The organism is Nocardia sp. KT25-26, assembly GCF_056627695.1.
The window spans coordinates 2,630,115-2,644,862 of record NZ_CM152813.1 but is presented as its reverse complement, the minus strand read 5'-3'; the positions used below and the strand labels follow the sequence as shown (position 1 = coordinate 2,644,862).

General features: G+C 68.8%; 14 protein-coding genes. 8 read left to right on the top strand and 6 right to left on the bottom strand.

Annotated features, from left to right (window positions below; genetic code table 11):
* Positions 1–284: 284 nt before the first annotated feature.
* Positions 285–2,045 carry a proteasome ATPase gene (gene arc / locus AC1HFH_RS11980; RefSeq protein ID WP_480247516.1) on the bottom strand — a complete coding sequence of 587 codons (1,761 nt, stop codon included), beginning with the start codon at positions 2,043–2,045 and terminating at the stop codon, positions 285–287.
* A gap of 189 nt (positions 2,046–2,234) precedes the next feature.
* On the opposite strand from arc, the gene AC1HFH_RS11975 reads away from it, so the two are divergent.
* On the top strand, positions 2,235–2,765 hold the full coding sequence (locus AC1HFH_RS11975) for a WKL family lipoprotein (protein WP_480247515.1): 531 nt from the start codon (positions 2,235–2,237) through the stop codon (positions 2,763–2,765).
* Between the two features lie 116 nt (positions 2,766–2,881).
* Here AC1HFH_RS11975 and AC1HFH_RS11970 read toward each other — a convergent pair whose 3' ends face one another.
* Both AC1HFH_RS11970 and AC1HFH_RS11965 read right to left on the bottom strand, forming a co-directional pair.
* Complete coding sequence (locus AC1HFH_RS11970; protein WP_480247514.1) at positions 2,882–3,634, bottom strand: hypothetical protein; 753 nt, start codon at positions 3,632–3,634, stop codon at positions 2,882–2,884.
* A gap of 75 nt (positions 3,635–3,709) precedes the next feature.
* Positions 3,710–4,543, bottom strand: coding sequence for a tRNA (adenine-N1)-methyltransferase (locus AC1HFH_RS11965; RefSeq protein ID WP_480247513.1), 834 nt, complete (start codon positions 4,541–4,543; stop codon positions 3,710–3,712).
* Between the two features lie 152 nt (positions 4,544–4,695).
* On the opposite strand from AC1HFH_RS11965, the gene AC1HFH_RS11960 reads away from it, so the two are divergent.
* The 5 genes from AC1HFH_RS11960 to eutC all read left to right on the top strand — a co-directional run bounded on the left by AC1HFH_RS11960 (position 4,696) and on the right by eutC (position 9,491).
* Positions 4,696–5,580: an SPFH domain-containing protein gene (locus AC1HFH_RS11960; RefSeq protein ID WP_480247512.1), complete on the top strand. Its 885-nt coding sequence runs from the start codon at positions 4,696–4,698 to the stop codon at positions 5,578–5,580.
* 12 nt (positions 5,581–5,592) lie between these two features.
* Entirely contained in the window at positions 5,593–5,745 is a 153-nt protein-coding gene (locus tag AC1HFH_RS11955; protein WP_480247511.1) for a type II toxin-antitoxin system antitoxin, read from the top strand.
* 142 nt (positions 5,746–5,887) lie between these two features.
* On the top strand, positions 5,888–7,309 hold the full coding sequence (gene eat / locus AC1HFH_RS11950) for an ethanolamine permease (RefSeq protein WP_480247510.1): 1,422 nt from the start codon (positions 5,888–5,890) through the stop codon (positions 7,307–7,309).
* On the top strand, positions 7,306–8,718 hold the full coding sequence (locus tag AC1HFH_RS11945; protein WP_480247509.1) for an ethanolamine ammonia-lyase subunit EutB: 1,413 nt from the start codon (positions 7,306–7,308) through the stop codon (positions 8,716–8,718). Before eat ends, AC1HFH_RS11945 begins: the two co-directional genes overlap by 4 nt.
* On the top strand, positions 8,715–9,491 hold the full coding sequence (gene eutC / locus AC1HFH_RS11940; RefSeq protein ID WP_480247508.1) for an ethanolamine ammonia-lyase subunit EutC: 777 nt from the start codon (positions 8,715–8,717) through the stop codon (positions 9,489–9,491). The genes AC1HFH_RS11945 and eutC overlap by 4 nt, the downstream gene beginning before the upstream one ends.
* A gap of 554 nt (positions 9,492–10,045) precedes the next feature.
* Here eutC and hisG read toward each other — a convergent pair.
* The 3 genes from hisG to AC1HFH_RS11925 form a co-directional block, all read right to left on the bottom strand.
* On the bottom strand, positions 10,046–10,897 hold the full coding sequence (gene hisG / locus AC1HFH_RS11935) for an ATP phosphoribosyltransferase (protein ID WP_480247507.1): 852 nt from the start codon (positions 10,895–10,897) through the stop codon (positions 10,046–10,048).
* 50 nt (positions 10,898–10,947) lie between these two features.
* Positions 10,948–11,211 (bottom strand): phosphoribosyl-ATP diphosphatase, encoded by a 264-nt coding sequence (locus AC1HFH_RS11930; RefSeq protein ID WP_480247506.1) that lies wholly within the window; start codon positions 11,209–11,211, stop codon positions 10,948–10,950.
* A gap of 187 nt (positions 11,212–11,398) precedes the next feature.
* A complete protein-coding gene (locus tag AC1HFH_RS11925) occupies positions 11,399–11,725 on the bottom strand; it encodes a nuclear transport factor 2 family protein (RefSeq protein ID WP_480247505.1) in 327 nt (108 codons plus the stop codon).
* 536 nt (positions 11,726–12,261) lie between these two features.
* Between AC1HFH_RS11925 and AC1HFH_RS11920 the strand changes: the two genes are divergently transcribed.
* Positions 12,262–13,452 carry a type III PLP-dependent enzyme domain-containing protein gene (locus AC1HFH_RS11920; protein WP_480247504.1) on the top strand — a complete coding sequence of 397 codons (1,191 nt, stop codon included), beginning with the start codon at positions 12,262–12,264 and terminating at the stop codon, positions 13,450–13,452.
* Complete coding sequence (locus tag AC1HFH_RS11915) at positions 13,449–14,717, top strand: GNAT family N-acetyltransferase (protein ID WP_480247503.1); 1,269 nt, start codon at positions 13,449–13,451, stop codon at positions 14,715–14,717. Before AC1HFH_RS11920 ends, AC1HFH_RS11915 begins: the two co-directional genes overlap by 4 nt.
* The last annotated feature ends 31 nt before the right edge of the window (positions 14,718–14,748 follow it).

The window sequence follows — 14,748 nt, the reverse complement described above, 5'->3', positions numbered from 1 at the left end:
CGCGGCCCGCGGTGATTCGCGATACCGGCTCAGCCGGCGCTCCCGGAGAACAGGTTCTCGATGGTCTTGACGATGACTTCGGCCAGAAAATCGGCAGCGGATCCGGTCATGGCATTCTCCTCGGTTTACGCAACCCCACCGGGTGTAACGATCGGGCATGTGAAGCGTGCCCTATTCACCCTTGCCGTGTCCGGTGATTCGCCGAAATCCCCGGCGGATTCTTCGGTGACCGAGCACAGACGTGGGGCCGCACCCGGATCGGCTGCGGCCCCACGGTCGGCGTGCTACAGGTACTGGCCCGTATTCGACTCCGTATCGATCGCCCGGCTGGCACTCGCGTTCTTGCCCGTGACCAGGGTCCGGATGTAGACGATGCGCTCGCCCTTCTTACCGGAGATCCGTGCCCAGTCGTCCGGGTTCGTGGTGTTGGGCAGGTCCTCGTTCTCGGAGAACTCGTCCACGATCGAATCGAACAGGTGCTGTATCCGCAACCCGGGGTTGCCGGTGTCGAGGACCGACTTGATCGCGTACTTCTTGGACCGGTCCACGATGTTCTCGATCATGGCACCGGAGTTGAAGTCCTTGAAGTACAGCACCTCCTTGTCCCCGTTCGCGTAGGTGACCTCCAGGAAGCGGTTGTCGTCGCTCTCGGCGTACATCCGGTCGACGACCTTCTCGATCATCGCCTGCGCGCACGCGGCCTTGTCGCCGTCGAACTCGCGCAGATCGTCCTCGTGCAGCGGCAGCTCCTCGGTGAGGTACTTCGAGAAGATGTCCTGCGCCGATTCGGCGTCGGGCCGCTCGATCTTGATCTTCACGTCGAGCCGGCCCGGCCGCAGGATGGCGGGGTCGATCATGTCCTCACGGTTGGAGGCGCCGATCACGATGACGTTCTCCAGGCCTTCCACGCCGTCGATCTCCGACAGCAGCTGCGGCACCACGGTGGTCTCCACGTCCGAGGACACGCCCGAACCACGGGTCCGGAAGATCGAGTCCATCTCGTCGAAGAACACGATCACCGGGGTCCCCTCGGAGGCCTTCTCCCGGGCCCGCTGGAAGATGATCCGGATATGCCGCTCGGTTTCACCGACGAACTTGTTCAGCAGCTCGGGGCCCTTGATGTTGAGGAAGAAGGACTTGGCCTCCTTGGCGTCCTCACCCCGCGCCTCGGCGATCTTCTTCGCGAGCGAGTTCGCCACCGCCTTGGCGATCAGCGTCTTACCGCAGCCGGGCGGACCGTACAGCAGCACACCCTTCGGCGGCCGCAGCGCGTACTCGCGGAACAGATCCTTGTGCAGGAAGGGCAGTTCGACGGCGTCGCGGATCTGCTCGATCTGCCGGCCCAGGCCACCGATGTCGGTGTAGTCGACATCCGGAACCTCCTCCAGCACAAGGTCTTCGACCTCGGCCTTGGGGATCCGTTCGAAGGCGAACCCGGCCTTGGTGTCCACCAGCAGCGAATCACCCGGGCGCAGTTTGCGTATCGGAGACTCCGGGTCGTCCAGGTCGTCGACCTCGGCCACCTTGGCCAGCGGCCCGGCCAGCCAGACGACGCGCTCTTCGTCGGCGTGCCCGACCACCAGGGCCCGGCGGCCACCGTCGAGCACCTCGCGCAGCGTGCCGATCTCACCGATGGCGTCGTATCCGGCGGCCTCGACGACCGTGAGGGCCTCGTTCAACCGCACCGTCTGGCCGTACTCGAGCACCTCGGTGTCGATATTGGGCGAGCAGGTCAGGCGCATCTTGCGACCCGAGGTGAAGACGTCCACCGTCTGGTCCTCGTAGACCCCGAGCAGTACGCCGTAGCCACTGGGCGGCTGTCCCAGCCGATCCACTTCCTCCCGCAAGGCCACCAGCTGCTGACGGGCTTCCTTGAGCGTGTCCATCAGCTTGGTGTTACGGATGGTGAGCGAATCGATTCGGGCTTCCAATTCGCGCGTGCGGTCCGGCGAGTCGGCGAGTTGCCTGCGGAGTGCAGCCGCCTCGGCGCGTACCGCCTCGAGCTCTCGCCAGGCCGCCGAATCCGAATTCTCGATGGGGCTCATGATGCTGCTCCTCCCAGTCCCGGTCTTTCAACGCTACCGGGCGCAATCCGATCTCGCTTTCCGACATGGTTTCGCGGTGATCACATCTGTGCGGCGATCAGCCGGAAGCCTGCCGTGTTAGCCTGCCCTAACACATACCGCTGCCGCCCCACCGGGGGCGCGCATCGACACGGCCGAAAGGTTGCCAGCATGCACCTCACCTCCCGCACCGTCCGCTCCGCCGTGGCCTCGGTAGCCGCCCTGGCCGCGGTCACCGCGGCACTGGCCGGCTGCACCTCCGACGACGACTCCGCAACAGAGGCCACCACCAGTACCAGCACCGCTGTGGCGACGTCCGCGGAATCGGCAACATCGGCACCGGCGCCGGCCGCCGGTGCACCGAGCGCGGAGACCCTGGAAGAGGTGCTGAACCGGCTGTCGGACCCGGAGGTCTCCACCGACGACAAGACGCAGCTGATCGTCGACGGCGACCAGCGCCGCGCCAATATCGAGCAGCTCAACAGCCAGCTCGGCGGCTACGGCGCCATCGAGTGGGAACTGGCCGACGTCACCGGCGACGAATCCACCGCCACCGCCCAGGTGACGGTCACCACGATGCACGGCACCGCACCCGCCCCGCTGGCGATGACCTGGGAGAACGTGGACGGGGCGTGGCTGCTCTCCGACGAGAGCGGCTGCCTGGTGCTGGGCTTCGCCCAGGCACCCTGCGTACCCGCCTGATTCGGGCACGGCGTTCCGGTACCCGCGATCCGTCGCGGGCACCGGAATCGCGCCGGAGCACACTCGCCGGTTCATGCCCAGCACTGTACGGGCGGGGTACGACACCTCCGGCCGATTCAGTCGGCGTCGACCACTTTCTGCACGGCCGCGACGAAGAATTCCTCGAAGATCTGCTCGTCCAGCTCGGTGCCGTACGTCTTGATCTGAGCCGAGACGGTCGACTGCCGCACCACGGCGATGCCCTGCATCTCCACCGACTCCACCGGGCCCGTACCGTCCGCCGTGGCGGTGCTGCGGGACCGGAGCACGATCGCATCGGCACCGGCCAGCGCCGCCGGTGCGTCGAGCACCTCCACCTGTAGATCGGCGGTGACTTCCTGACCACTGTCCCGGGTGACCAGGGTCAACTCATCACAGCGGCGGTTCTCTGCGGCGACCTGCTCGGTATCGGTCCGATGGCCCGACACCATCTCGACGAACATCAGGTCACCGTCGGCCGCCGCGGCGACCGCCGATTCGGCCATCGTGTCCCGCATCACCTGTTGCAGGTCCCGTTGCGAATCACCGCACTCGGCGGGGGTGAAGACCCCGTTGGCGAGCACCTCGGTCATCTGAGCCGCACCGGCCTGCAACTGCTCGGCAGTCATCTCGACGGCAGTGGCCGGACCCGGGAACTCGGCTTCGGTCAGTACCAATTCCTCGCGAGGTGTACTCGGCGCCGGGCCGTCCCAGCCCGCCGCCTCGGATCCCCCACCGCATCCGGTCAGCAGCAGCGCACCGCCTGCGATGCCGGCCGCCCACCGAAAACCCGTTCTCCGTAAAGTGATCACGCGCACGAGCATGCCGGATCGGCCGACGGGATCCGGCACGATGCGACCGTAATCACACTCACCACCGGACATCTCCGGTTCACCGATCCGCAGACGCCGCCGGCCCCGACGGCGTCAGCCCTTGGAGGGACGACGCTGTGGTTTCGGCGGGGTCACCCCGTCGGCCAACCGGCGGGCGCTCACGAGAAATGCAGTGTGGCCCTGCATCCGATGTTCGGGGCGCACCGCCAGGCCCACCACATGCCAGCCCCGCACCATCGATTCCCAGGACCGCGGCTCGGTCCAGCACTCCTGCTCCCGCAGCGCCTCGACCACCTTCGACAGCTGGGTCACCGTCGCCACGTAGACGATCAGCACCCCGCCGGGCACCAGCGCCCGACTGATCGCCGGCAGTGCGTCCCACGGCGCGAGCATGTCGAGGATCACCCGATCCACCTGCGGGCCGGTGTATTCGGCCACGTCACCGACGGTGAGCTCCCAGTTGTCCGGTCGCTCACCGAAAAAGGTCTGCACATTGCGGACGGCGTGCTCGGCGTGATCCTCGCGGATCTCGTAGGAGAGCACCTGCCCGGCCGATCCCACGGCGCGGAGCAGTGAGCAGGTCAGCGCCCCGGAGCCGGCCCCGGCCTCCAGCACCCGGGCACCGGGGAAGACATCGCCTTCGTGCACGATCTGCGCGGCGTCCTTGGGGTAGATCACCGCCGCACCCCGGGGCATCGACAGCACGTAGTCGACCAGCAGCGGCCGCAGGGCCAGATAGGGCGTGCCGTTGGTCGAGGTGACCAGGCTGCCCTCGGCGGCCCCGATGAGGTCGTCGTGCCGGATCGCCCCCCGATGCGTGTGGAATTCCTTACCCGGATCCAGGACGACCGTGTGCAGCCGTCCCTTCGCATCGGACAACTGAACCCGGTCTCCGACCTGGAAGGGTCCGGTCCGCCTGGCGGTCATCTGTCTCCGTTCTCCTGCTCTCGTCGTCGGCCGTGGCCACGGCAAACATCGTCCAGACTGCCAGGCCCCCGCCGCCGGGCGCACATCCGGCCCGCCGCACTCGCTGTCGACATGCTATCTTGGTGATATCACTTAGATATTGGGAGGATGTCATGGAGCTCCGGTCCGCTTTCCGCACGAACGGTTTTCCGATCCTGGCCGGACTGGTCCTGCTGGTACTCGGCTTCGGTGGCGCGGCGGCCGCCGGATTCGTGTTCGGCGTACAGGACGGGAATGTGGCCGCCCTCGCCGGCGGAGTCGTGGCGAGCATCGTCGTGGTGGCGCTGCTCACCCTGGCAACCGGCCTGACCGTGGTGGATCCGAACGAGGCCAAGGTGGTGCAGTTCTTCGGCCGCTATATCGGCTCGGTCTCCGATCCCGGCTTCTTCTTCGTGACTCCACTCACCGACCGGCAGTCGATCTCTCTGCGGGTGCGCAATTTCGAGACCCAGAAGCTGAAGGTCAACGATGCCGACGGCAACCCGGTGGAGATCGCCTCGGTCGTGGTCTACCGGGTGGTGGACAGCTTCAAGGCCGCCTTCGCCGTGGACGACTACGAGGAGTACGTCGCCACCCAGTCCGAGGCCGCGGTCCGGCATCTGGCGACCACGCACCCCTACGACGCACACGACGACGATCGCACCAGCCTGCGCGACGGCGCCGACATCGCCGAAGAACTGACGGTGGAGCTGCGCGAACGCACCGAATCCGCAGGCATCGAGGTCATCGAGGCGCGGATCACCCATCTCGCCTACGCACCGGAGATCGCCCAGGCGATGCTGGTGCGGCAGCAGGCCGACCAGATGGTCGCGGCCCGGGCCCGGATCGTGGAAGGTGCGGTCGGCATGGTCGGACTGGCGCTGGACCGGCTCACCCGGGAAGGGATGGTGGAACTGGACGAGGAACGCAAAGCCACCATGGTGTCCAACCTGCTGGTCGTCCTCTGTGGTGACCGCCCGACCACCCCGGTGGTCAACGCCGGATCGCTCTACTCCTGAGGAGTCCGCCGGATGGCCGAGCGCAAGAAGGTGTTGCTGCGCCTGGACCCGGCCGTCCACTCCGCGATCGCGAAGTGGGCGGCCGACGATCTGCGCAGCATCAACGCCCAGATCGAATACGCCCTCCGGCTGGCGCTGGAACAGGCCGGTCGCAGACCGAAATGACGCAACGACCCCGCCGGCCGTAACCGCCCGTCATCGGGCAGGAAACCGCCGGTGACAACCCGGCAACATTCACTTCGCACACTCGTTCCCGACCTACATCTGGGCGAACGTCCAGGATTGTGCGAGAGAAGTGTGAGCCGTCATGACAGTGACCCGCCCCCCGGCGAACAGCGGGGAAACCGACGCGTATCTGGCCAGGCGCACGTTACGGACCGGCTCGGCCGGCTGGGTACTGCTGGCCGGTCTCGGCGTCAGCTATGTGATCTCCGGCGACTATTCGGGCTGGAACTTCGGGCTCGCCGAGGGCGGCTTCGGCGGGCTGCTGATCGCGGTCGTCCTGATCGCCGGAATGTATCTGGCGATGGTGCTCGGCATGGCGGAACTGTCGGCCGCACTGCCCGCCGCCGGCGGCGGCTACACCTTCGCCCGGCGGGCGCTCGGCCCCTGGGGCGGATTCGCCACCGGCGTCGCGGTGCTCATCGAGTACACGATCGCGCCGGCCGCCATCGCCACGTTCATCGGCGCCTACGTGGAATCCCTCGGACTGTTCGGCATCACCGACGGCTGGTGGATCTACCTGGCTGTCTACGCACTGTTCATCGGCATCCATCTGGCCGGTGTCGGTGAGGCACTCAAAGCGATGCTGGTGGTCACCGGGATCGCACTGCTCGGTCTGCTGGTCTTCGCCGTCGCGGCCTGGCCGAAGTTCGATGCCGGCAACCTCACCGATATGGCCGTGGACCCCGACGCAGCCGGCAGCTCCGAGTTCCTGCCGTTCGGTGTGCTCGGCGTCTGGGCCGCGGTGCCGTTCGCGATCTGGTTCTTCCTCGCCGTCGAAGGCGTCCCGCTGGCGGCCGAGGAGGCGCGCGATCCGGAGAAGAACGTGCCCCGCGGCATCCTCGCCGCCATGCTGGTGCTGTTGGTGACCGCCGGTGCGGTCCTGCTGCTGGCCACCGGTGCCCTCGGCGCGGCGGGGTTGTCGGAATCGGGTAATCCGCTGGTCGAAGCCCTCGGCAACGGTGCGGTGGCGACCGCGGTGAATTACATCGGGCTGGCGGGGCTGGTCGCCAGCTTCTTCTCCATCGTGTTCGCCTACTCGCGGCAGACCTTCGCCCTGTCACGAGCGGGGTACCTGCCGACGGCACTGTCGATCACCAACCGGCGCAAGGCACCGGTGCTCGCGCTGGTGGTGCCGGGCGTGGTCGGCTTCGCGCTGTCGCTGACCGGTGCGGGCGCCATGCTGTTGAACATGGCGGTGTGCGGGGCGGCGGTGAGCTACGTTCTGATGATGACCAGCCACATCGTGCTGCGGGTGCGCGAACCCGGGATGCGGCGACCCTACCGAACCCCGGGCGGCGTGGTGACCACCGGTTTCGCGCTGATCGTGGCCGTGATCGCGGTGATCGCCACCTTCCTCGTCGATCCGGTCGCCGCCGCCTGCACCCTGGCAGTGTTCGCCGCGTTCCTCGGCTATTTCGGCGCGTACAGCCGGCACCGGCTGGTCGCCGCCTCCCCCGACGAGGAATTCGCCGCGCTGGCCCGTGCCGAAACGGAGCTCGGATGACCGTGTACCGGCAGACGCTGCGCGGCACCACATACCGGTTCGACGGAACAGTGGATCTACTGGCGAAGGCGACCCCGCTGCGCAGCGGCGACGAGCTGGCCGGCTGCGCCGCCGCCTCGGATGCCGAACGTGCGGCCGCCCAATGGGCCCTGGCCGAACTGCCGTTGACCACACTGCTGAACGATCCGGTGGTGCCCCACGACACCGACGAGGTGACCCGGCTCATCACCGACACCCACGACTCGGTGGCCTTCGCACCGGTCGCGCATCTCACCGTCGGCGATCTACGCGACCGTCTCCTCGACGTCGCCGTCGCTCCGGACGCGGCGGACACCCTCACGGCCCTGGCGCCCGGGCTCACGCCCGAGATGGTGGCTGCGGTCAGCAAGCTGATGCGCAATCAGGACCTGATCGCGGTGGCCCGGGCGGCCCGGGTGCATTCGGCGTTCCGGACCACCCTGGGCGCACCGGGCACGCTGGCCAGCCGACTGCAACCCAACCATCCGACCGACGATCCCCGCGGTATCGCCGCGGCGTTGCTGGACGGTTTGCTGTTGGGCTGCGGGGACGCGGTGATCGGGATCAATCCGGCCACCGATTCGCCGCAGGCCACCGCCGACCTGTTGGTCCTGCTCGACGAGATCCGGCAGCGGTTCGCGATCCCCGCCCAGTCCTGCGTGCTCTCCCATGTGACCACCACGCTCGGGTTGATCGAATCGGGAGCTCCGGTCGACCTGGTGTTCCAGTCCGTCGCGGGCACCGAGGGCGCCAATTCCGGTTTCGGCGTGAACCTCTCGCTGTTACGGGAAGCGAACGAGGCCGGCCGGTCACTGCGCCGCGGCACAGTCGGCGACAACGTGATGTATCTGGAGACCGGCCAGGGGTCGGCGCTGTCGGCGGGCGCCCATCTGGGCGCCGGCGGGCGGCCGGTCGACCAGCAGACGCTGGAGGCCCGCGCCTACGCCGTCGCCCGGGACCTCGATCCGCTGCTGGTGAACACGGTGGTGGGGTTCATCGGCCCGGAATACCTGTTCGACGGCAAACAGATCGTCCGGGCCGGTCTGGAGGACCATTTCTGCGGCAAGCTGCTCGGACTGCCGATGGGCGTCGACGTCTGCTACACCAATCACGCCGAGGCGGACTCCGACGATATGGATACCCTGCTGATGTTGTTGGGCGCGGCCGGCACCGCGTTCGTGATCGCGGTGCCCGGCGCCGACGACGTGATGCTCGGCTACCAGAGCCTGTCCTGCCACGACGTCCTCGCCGCTCGCCGCATCCTGGGGCTGCGGCCTGCACCGGAGTTCGCCGCCTGGCTCGACAGCCTGGGCATGCTGGCCCCGGACGGCCGGATCCGGGAACTGGAACCGGCGGCCTCGCCGCTGCGTGAGCTGGGGGTGCTGCGATGACCGACGCCGATCGGGCACCCAGCAGCGACTTCTGGAATCGGCTGCGCGACACCACCCGGGCGCGGATCGGGCTGGGCCGGGCGGGTGACGCGCTGCCGACCACCCGGCTGCTCGAATTCCGCGCCGCACATGCTGCGGCACGGGACGCAGTGCACGAACCGGCCGACACCACCCGGCTGGCCGCCGATGTCGCGGCGCTGGGCCTGGGTGCGCCGCAGTCGGTACGCAGCCGCGCCGGGAACCGATCCGAATTCCTGCGCCGCCCGGACCTCGGCCGCGAACCGGCCGGCGACACCGCGCTCCCCCGTACCGGCGCAGATATCGGTGTGGTCCTCGCCGACGGGTTGTCACCGCGGGCCCTCACCGACCACGGAGCCGCCCTGGTCGCGGCGCTCGCCGACACCCTCACACCGCACTACACCCTCGCGGCACCGGTGATCGCCGCCCAAGCCCGGGTGGCCCTCGGCGACCATATCGGGCACGCCCTCGGCGTCGGTACCGTGCTGGTGCTCATCGGCGAGCGTCCCGGGCTGTCGGTGGCGTCCAGCCTGGGCATCTACCTCACTCACCGGCCACGCCCCGGCCGAGCCGATTCCGAACGCAACTGCATCTCCAACATCCACCCGCCGGACGGCCTCGGCTACACCGCTGCCGCCCGGGTGGTGGCCGGCCTGGTCGCCGGCGCCCGCCGTCTCGGCCGCTCCGGTGTGGATCTCAAGGACCTCAGCGGGACCGGCGGGCTCTCGACCGGTGGCCGCACCGAGCTCCACTGACCCGGTCAGGCCGGTGACGGTTGTTCGCCGAGGCGGCGCGCCAGGATCGGCACACCGGACCGGCCGGTTCGCCGACGATCCCGTGCCGCCCGCTCATCACCATCAGCAAGGATTCGGCGGGACCGTGCACGACGGGGCCGGTACCGGAGGCCCAGTCCAGGTCGGTGGCGGCGAGCCGGAGCCCGCGGATCCGCCGACAGCGCCGAGCCGGGGATTGCGGGGTACAGCCCGCAGAATGTAGTCGAGCCGTTCGGGCAGAACGCTGGGCGCAGCCCCAGTGGGCGGCGGATGTCTCGGTGGAATCGAGCCGGCAGGTCGCCGTGGTCGAGGTCGGCGAGTTCGTCGACGCCGATCCGGTTGACCCGGACGAACAGGCCCCTGGCAGCAGGGCCGCGATATCGGCGCGTCCGGCGCGCGCCATCCCCCAGCCGATCGGAGGCAGGCCGGTTCGACATCCGGGCGAGAATAGCTGGGGTACACCGGGCGATTCAGGGGCCGAGGGGCCAGGACCGCCCTCCGGCTCCGGCGACGCTGTGCCGCCGGAGCCGGTCAACTCAGAAGGCGCGGCAGGAACGAATATCGGTGGCCAGGATCGCCTTGGCGCCCAGTTCGGCGAGGCGGTCCATCAGCTCGTTGCCCTGTTTGCGCGGGACCAGGGCGCGGACGGCGACCCAGTTCGGGTCGGCCAGCGGCGACACGGTGGGCGATTCCAGACCGGGGGTGATGGCCGCGACCTCGTCCAGCAGCGACTTCGGGCAGTCGTAATCCAGCATCAGGTACTGCTGGGCGAAGACCACACCCTGCACCCGGGCGATCAGCTGGTTGCGGGTCCGGTTGTCGGCCGGCGCGCCGTCACGTTCGATCAGCACGCCCTCGGAGTCGCAGAGGGTGTCGCCGAACGCGACCAGGTTGTGCTGACGCAGGGTGCGGCCGGAACCGACCACATCGGCGATGGCGTCGGCGACCCCCAGCTGGATGGAGATCTCCACGGCGCCGTCCAGGCGGATCACCTCGGCTTCGATGCCACGGCGGGCCAGATCGGCGCGCACCAGATTCGGGTAGGAGGTGGCGATCCGCTTCCCGGCCAGGTCCTCGACCTGCCACGGCTCCCCCGCGGGTGCCGCATAGCGGAAGGTGGACCGGCCGAAGCCGAGCGCCAGCCGTTCGGCGACCGGGGCGCCCGAGTCCAGGGCCAGGTCCCGGCCGGTGATGCCGAGGTCGAGCTCACCGGAGCCGACGTAGATGGCGATGTCCTTGGGCCGGAGGAAGAAGAACTCCACCTGGTTGGCCGGGTCGAGAACGGTCAGTTCCCGGGAGTCGGTGCGTTTGCGGTAGCCGGCCTCGGACAGAATCGAGGTGGCGGATTCGGACAGGGCGCCCTTGTTGGGCACTGCGACGCGCAGCATGCTGGAGCCTTTCGGAAGGGTGAGTTCAGGGAACGTGGATTCGGCATCCGTCACAGATGTCGGTACACGTCCTCGAGCTTCAGCCCGCGCCCCACCATCAGCACCTGCACCCAGTACAGCAGCTGGGAGATCTCCTCGGCGAGCTCGTCGTCGGTCTCGTGCTCGGCTGCCAGCCAGATCTCCCCGGCCTCCTCCAGGACCTTCTTTCCCTGGAAATGGACACCGGCATCCAGCGCGGCCACGGTGCCGGACCCCTCGGGGCGGGTGGTGGCACGATCCTGCAGCTCGGCGAACAGGGATTCGAAGTTCTTCACGATGAGGCATTGTTTCACGCGCCCGATCCGCACGGACTCGCGCCCTCCTGCCCCCGGAAGCCCCGCCGAAGTCGACCGATCAGTCCGTGTCCGATTCGTTACCCACCCGGACCGGGGCCTAGTTTTCACCACCCATGCCACCGGAACGGTCGAACCACTTCGCCTGACACCGCACGTGCGCGCGTGCTCAGCTCGGCGGAATGCGGAATTCCGTGACCTTGCCGTCGGCGACGGTCACGTAGGCCTCCGATGACCCGTTGAACACTCGGCTCGACCAGTCGAACCGGATGTGGGTGGTGTCGCCGTCGGTTTCTGCTGCGGTGACGGTCATCCGGGCTCCGGCGCCGATCGCGTCCGAGGCCGCCCAGCTGCGCACTCCGTCGTGGCCGCGCAGTACCCGGCCCCAGTCGTCGACGGCACCGTCCGGCGCGAATGCCGCGACGAACCCGTCGGTGTCGGCAGCATTGATCGCCTCGACCACCGCACGAACCGGTGCCGGGATCTCGATGTCCATGGCGTCCCTTCCGATCGGACGAGGTGCAGATTCACCGATACCGGACCAGCGTAACGACCCACACTGCCCGCCCTCCGACCTGCGTAGGGCGCGTCGCCGGTCCGATTCGGCGAATTCCGGTCCCGGACATCCGGCGCGTGAGCAGGAAACCCGGAGAACCGGTCGGTGGTCCGGAGTGGTCCGCCGTGAGGGCGGCCTGCGAACCAGGCCTTCGCGGGGCCGGCCGACGGCAGGACCGCGATGCCGGTGACCGCGGCAGCACCCCGGATGCGCGGGGATGGCCGCTGTGAAAGCCTCCACAGCGCCCGCAGAAAGCCGAGCACGATGCCAGTGGCGCGCAGCAGGCCCTGTTGATGGCGAAACCGCAGGGACAGATGCCGTACCCGGTACTCCTGTGTGTCACCCCGATTCCGAAGCCCACCTGGAGTACTGTCGGCCGGCGCGGGAACGCCGGACCACCTGTGGTGTCCCGAATCCCACGCGACGCCTCGTTTCCCTATCCAGGCACATCCGCGGGACCGGAAAGGAGATCTCGGATGCCGAGTGACCGGCTGCGTCGGTTCGCCCGGGTTCGACACGAAACGCCGTACACCGCATTCGATATCGATGCAGCAGCGCAGGCCTACGACCGGCATGTGGCCGCGCTGGCGGGGCAGGTGCGAGTGCAGTTCGCTGTCAAGGCGCGGCCGGATCCGGAGTTGCTGGCGATGCTGTCGCGCCGCGGCGCATGGTTCGATGTCGCGTCCGCGGCGGAAATCCGGCTGGCGGCAGCGGCCGGATGCCCGCCGGAACGGATGTCACACAGCAATGTCTTCCGCACCGAGACCGAGATCGCCGATGCGTACGCACAGGGCGTGCGGATGTTCTGCGCCGATTCCCCGGCCGAGCTGGACCGGCTCGGCCGCCATGCCCCCGGTGCCGCGGTACTGATCCGCCTGTCCTGTCCCGCGGCCGGGGCACGGCTGCCGATGAGCCGCCGCTTCGGATGTACCGGGGCGCAGGCCGTGGAGCTGGCCGGGCACGCCGTCCGGATCGGCCTGGACCCGGCGGGTCTCACCTGGCATGTCGGAAGCCAGCAGCAGGACCGGACCCAGTGGGACGCGGCGATCGCCCGGGCGGCAGACGTCTGGAACATCGTGCACCGTAACGGAATCCGAAACTTCCGGATTCTGAACACCGGCGGTGGCCTGCCCGCCACCTATCGCACGACGTCGTGGTCCCTCGACGAGTGCGCGGCCACGATCTGTACCGCGATCACCCGGCACTTCGAACGACGTCCTGCCACGGTGGTGATCGAACCGGGACGCAGTCTCGTTGCGGCAGCGGGCATCACGGTCACCTCGGTCAAGGCTGTGGTCGAACGCGGGGACCGCATCTATGTGATCGTCGATGCCGGCGTGTGGAATGCCGGGCTGGTCGAAGCATTGTGCAGTGCGATCGACTATCCCGTGCGAGCGCTGGACCACGCTCCGGATGCACCGCATCGCGAGGTGGTGTTGTGCGGCCCGACCTGCGATTCCCTCGATGAGATCCGGTCCGGGCGACCCTATCGGCTGCCGACCGCACTCACACCCGGTGACCGGTTGCTGATCGAATCGACGGGAGCGTACTGCTCGTCGATGGTGACCGCCGACTTCTGCGGCTATCCCCCGCCACGGCATTTCACCGTGCCGGCCGAGGACCCGCACACCCCAGCTCGCACCCGAGAAACCGAGGTATGCCGATGACGCGGACCCTGCCGGCGGAATTCACCCTCGTCGAGGGCATCCCCGACGACCGGTACCTGGAGTGGCTGGACTGCTGGCTCACCGCCCTCGCCGAACCCCTGGGAGCCGACCCCGCCGAACTCGACTTCTACCGCCGGACCTACCCGCCCGACCGCGGCCTCGCCGTCCGCGACGAGCACGGATACGTCGCCACGAACACCACCCTCGACGCGGACCTGGTGTTGCCCGGCGGCAATACGGTTCCGGCGGCGGTGGGCACCGCCGGCTTCTGCCATCCGACCCGGACCCGCCGCGGCCTCACCCGAGTGCTGCTGGAACGCCTGGATCGGCGCGCGGTCGAGGAAGGGAAGGCGCTGATCGCGGACTGGCCTTCGGAATGGCCGATCTACCAGCGGTTCGGACACGGTCCGGCCGCCTGGCACGACAGTGTCCGCATCGACAAGCACCGGGCCGGGCTGCGAGACGACACTCCCGGAGCGGGCCTGCGGCCCCAGCGGGTCCGGGGCGTGGAGGCCCAGAAGGTGGCCGGCCGGGTGTTCGCCGCCAAGGCGCCCGCCTCCCCCGGCGAAATCGTTCCGCCCGAAGGCTTCTGGGACCGGCTGGCGATGGACCCGGCGAATCCGGCGCTGGATACGCTGTGCACGTTGCACGACTACCGCGGCGGTCCACGGCAGTGTGCCGCCATCGACGGGCGCGGCTTCGTTTCCTACCGGATCCTGCCCCGCTGGACCACGGCGAAGGCCCCGGACGGCGTACTGGAGATCGTCGATTTTCTCGCCGCGGATCAGGAGGCGGCGGGGGCGCTGTGGCGGTATCTGTTCTCGATCGACATGGTCGGCGAGATCCGGGTGCCGCGCCTGCCGGTCGACGATCCGCTGCGCTGGTGGGTGACCGACGCCCGCCGGATGAGCTGTCACCGCACGGACGGGTTGTGGCTGCGGCTGCTCGATGTGGCGGCCACGCTGTCGGCGCGGCAGTGGTCGGCCGACGGTTCGCTGACGTTGCGCGTGCACGATGCGCACGAATGGGCGGCCGGGACCTACCGGCTCGAGGCCGACAACGGCGCCGGTCACTGCCGGCGCACGGACGCCGAACCGGATCTGGAACTGGATGTGTCCGCACTGGGGGCGATCGTGCTCGGCGGCACCTCGGCGACCGGCCTGCACCGCGCCGGTCGGATCATCGCCCACGATCCGCAGCACGTGCTGCGCTGGGATGCCATGGCCACGCCGGATCGTGCCCCGTTCCTGTCCTACGTGCTCTGACCTGCGGGCCGTACCGGCCGGAGCCGTCGAT

Coding starts and splice junctions, on each gene's coding strand:
- arc (WP_480247516.1), bottom strand. CDS start 2,045: ATGAGCCCCATCGAGAATTCGGATTCGGCGGCCTGGCGAGAGCTCGAG.
- AC1HFH_RS11975 (WP_480247515.1), top strand. CDS start 2,235: ATGCACCTCACCTCCCGCACCGTCCGCTCCGCCGTGGCCTCGGTAGCC.
- AC1HFH_RS11965 (WP_480247513.1), bottom strand. CDS start 4,543: ATGACCGCCAGGCGGACCGGACCCTTCCAGGTCGGAGACCGGGTTCAG.
- AC1HFH_RS11960 (WP_480247512.1), top strand. CDS start 4,696: ATGGAGCTCCGGTCCGCTTTCCGCACGAACGGTTTTCCGATCCTGGCC.
- AC1HFH_RS11955 (WP_480247511.1), top strand. CDS start 5,593: ATGGCCGAGCGCAAGAAGGTGTTGCTGCGCCTGGACCCGGCCGTCCAC.
- eat (WP_480247510.1), top strand. CDS start 5,888: ATGACAGTGACCCGCCCCCCGGCGAACAGCGGGGAAACCGACGCGTAT.
- AC1HFH_RS11945 (WP_480247509.1), top strand. CDS start 7,306: ATGACCGTGTACCGGCAGACGCTGCGCGGCACCACATACCGGTTCGAC.
- eutC (WP_480247508.1), top strand. CDS start 8,715: ATGACCGACGCCGATCGGGCACCCAGCAGCGACTTCTGGAATCGGCTG.
- hisG (WP_480247507.1), bottom strand. CDS start 10,897: ATGCTGCGCGTCGCAGTGCCCAACAAGGGCGCCCTGTCCGAATCCGCC.
- AC1HFH_RS11925 (WP_480247505.1), bottom strand. CDS start 11,725: ATGGACATCGAGATCCCGGCACCGGTTCGTGCGGTGGTCGAGGCGATC.
- AC1HFH_RS11920 (WP_480247504.1), top strand. CDS start 12,262: ATGCCGAGTGACCGGCTGCGTCGGTTCGCCCGGGTTCGACACGAAACG.
- AC1HFH_RS11915 (WP_480247503.1), top strand. CDS start 13,449: ATGACGCGGACCCTGCCGGCGGAATTCACCCTCGTCGAGGGCATCCCC.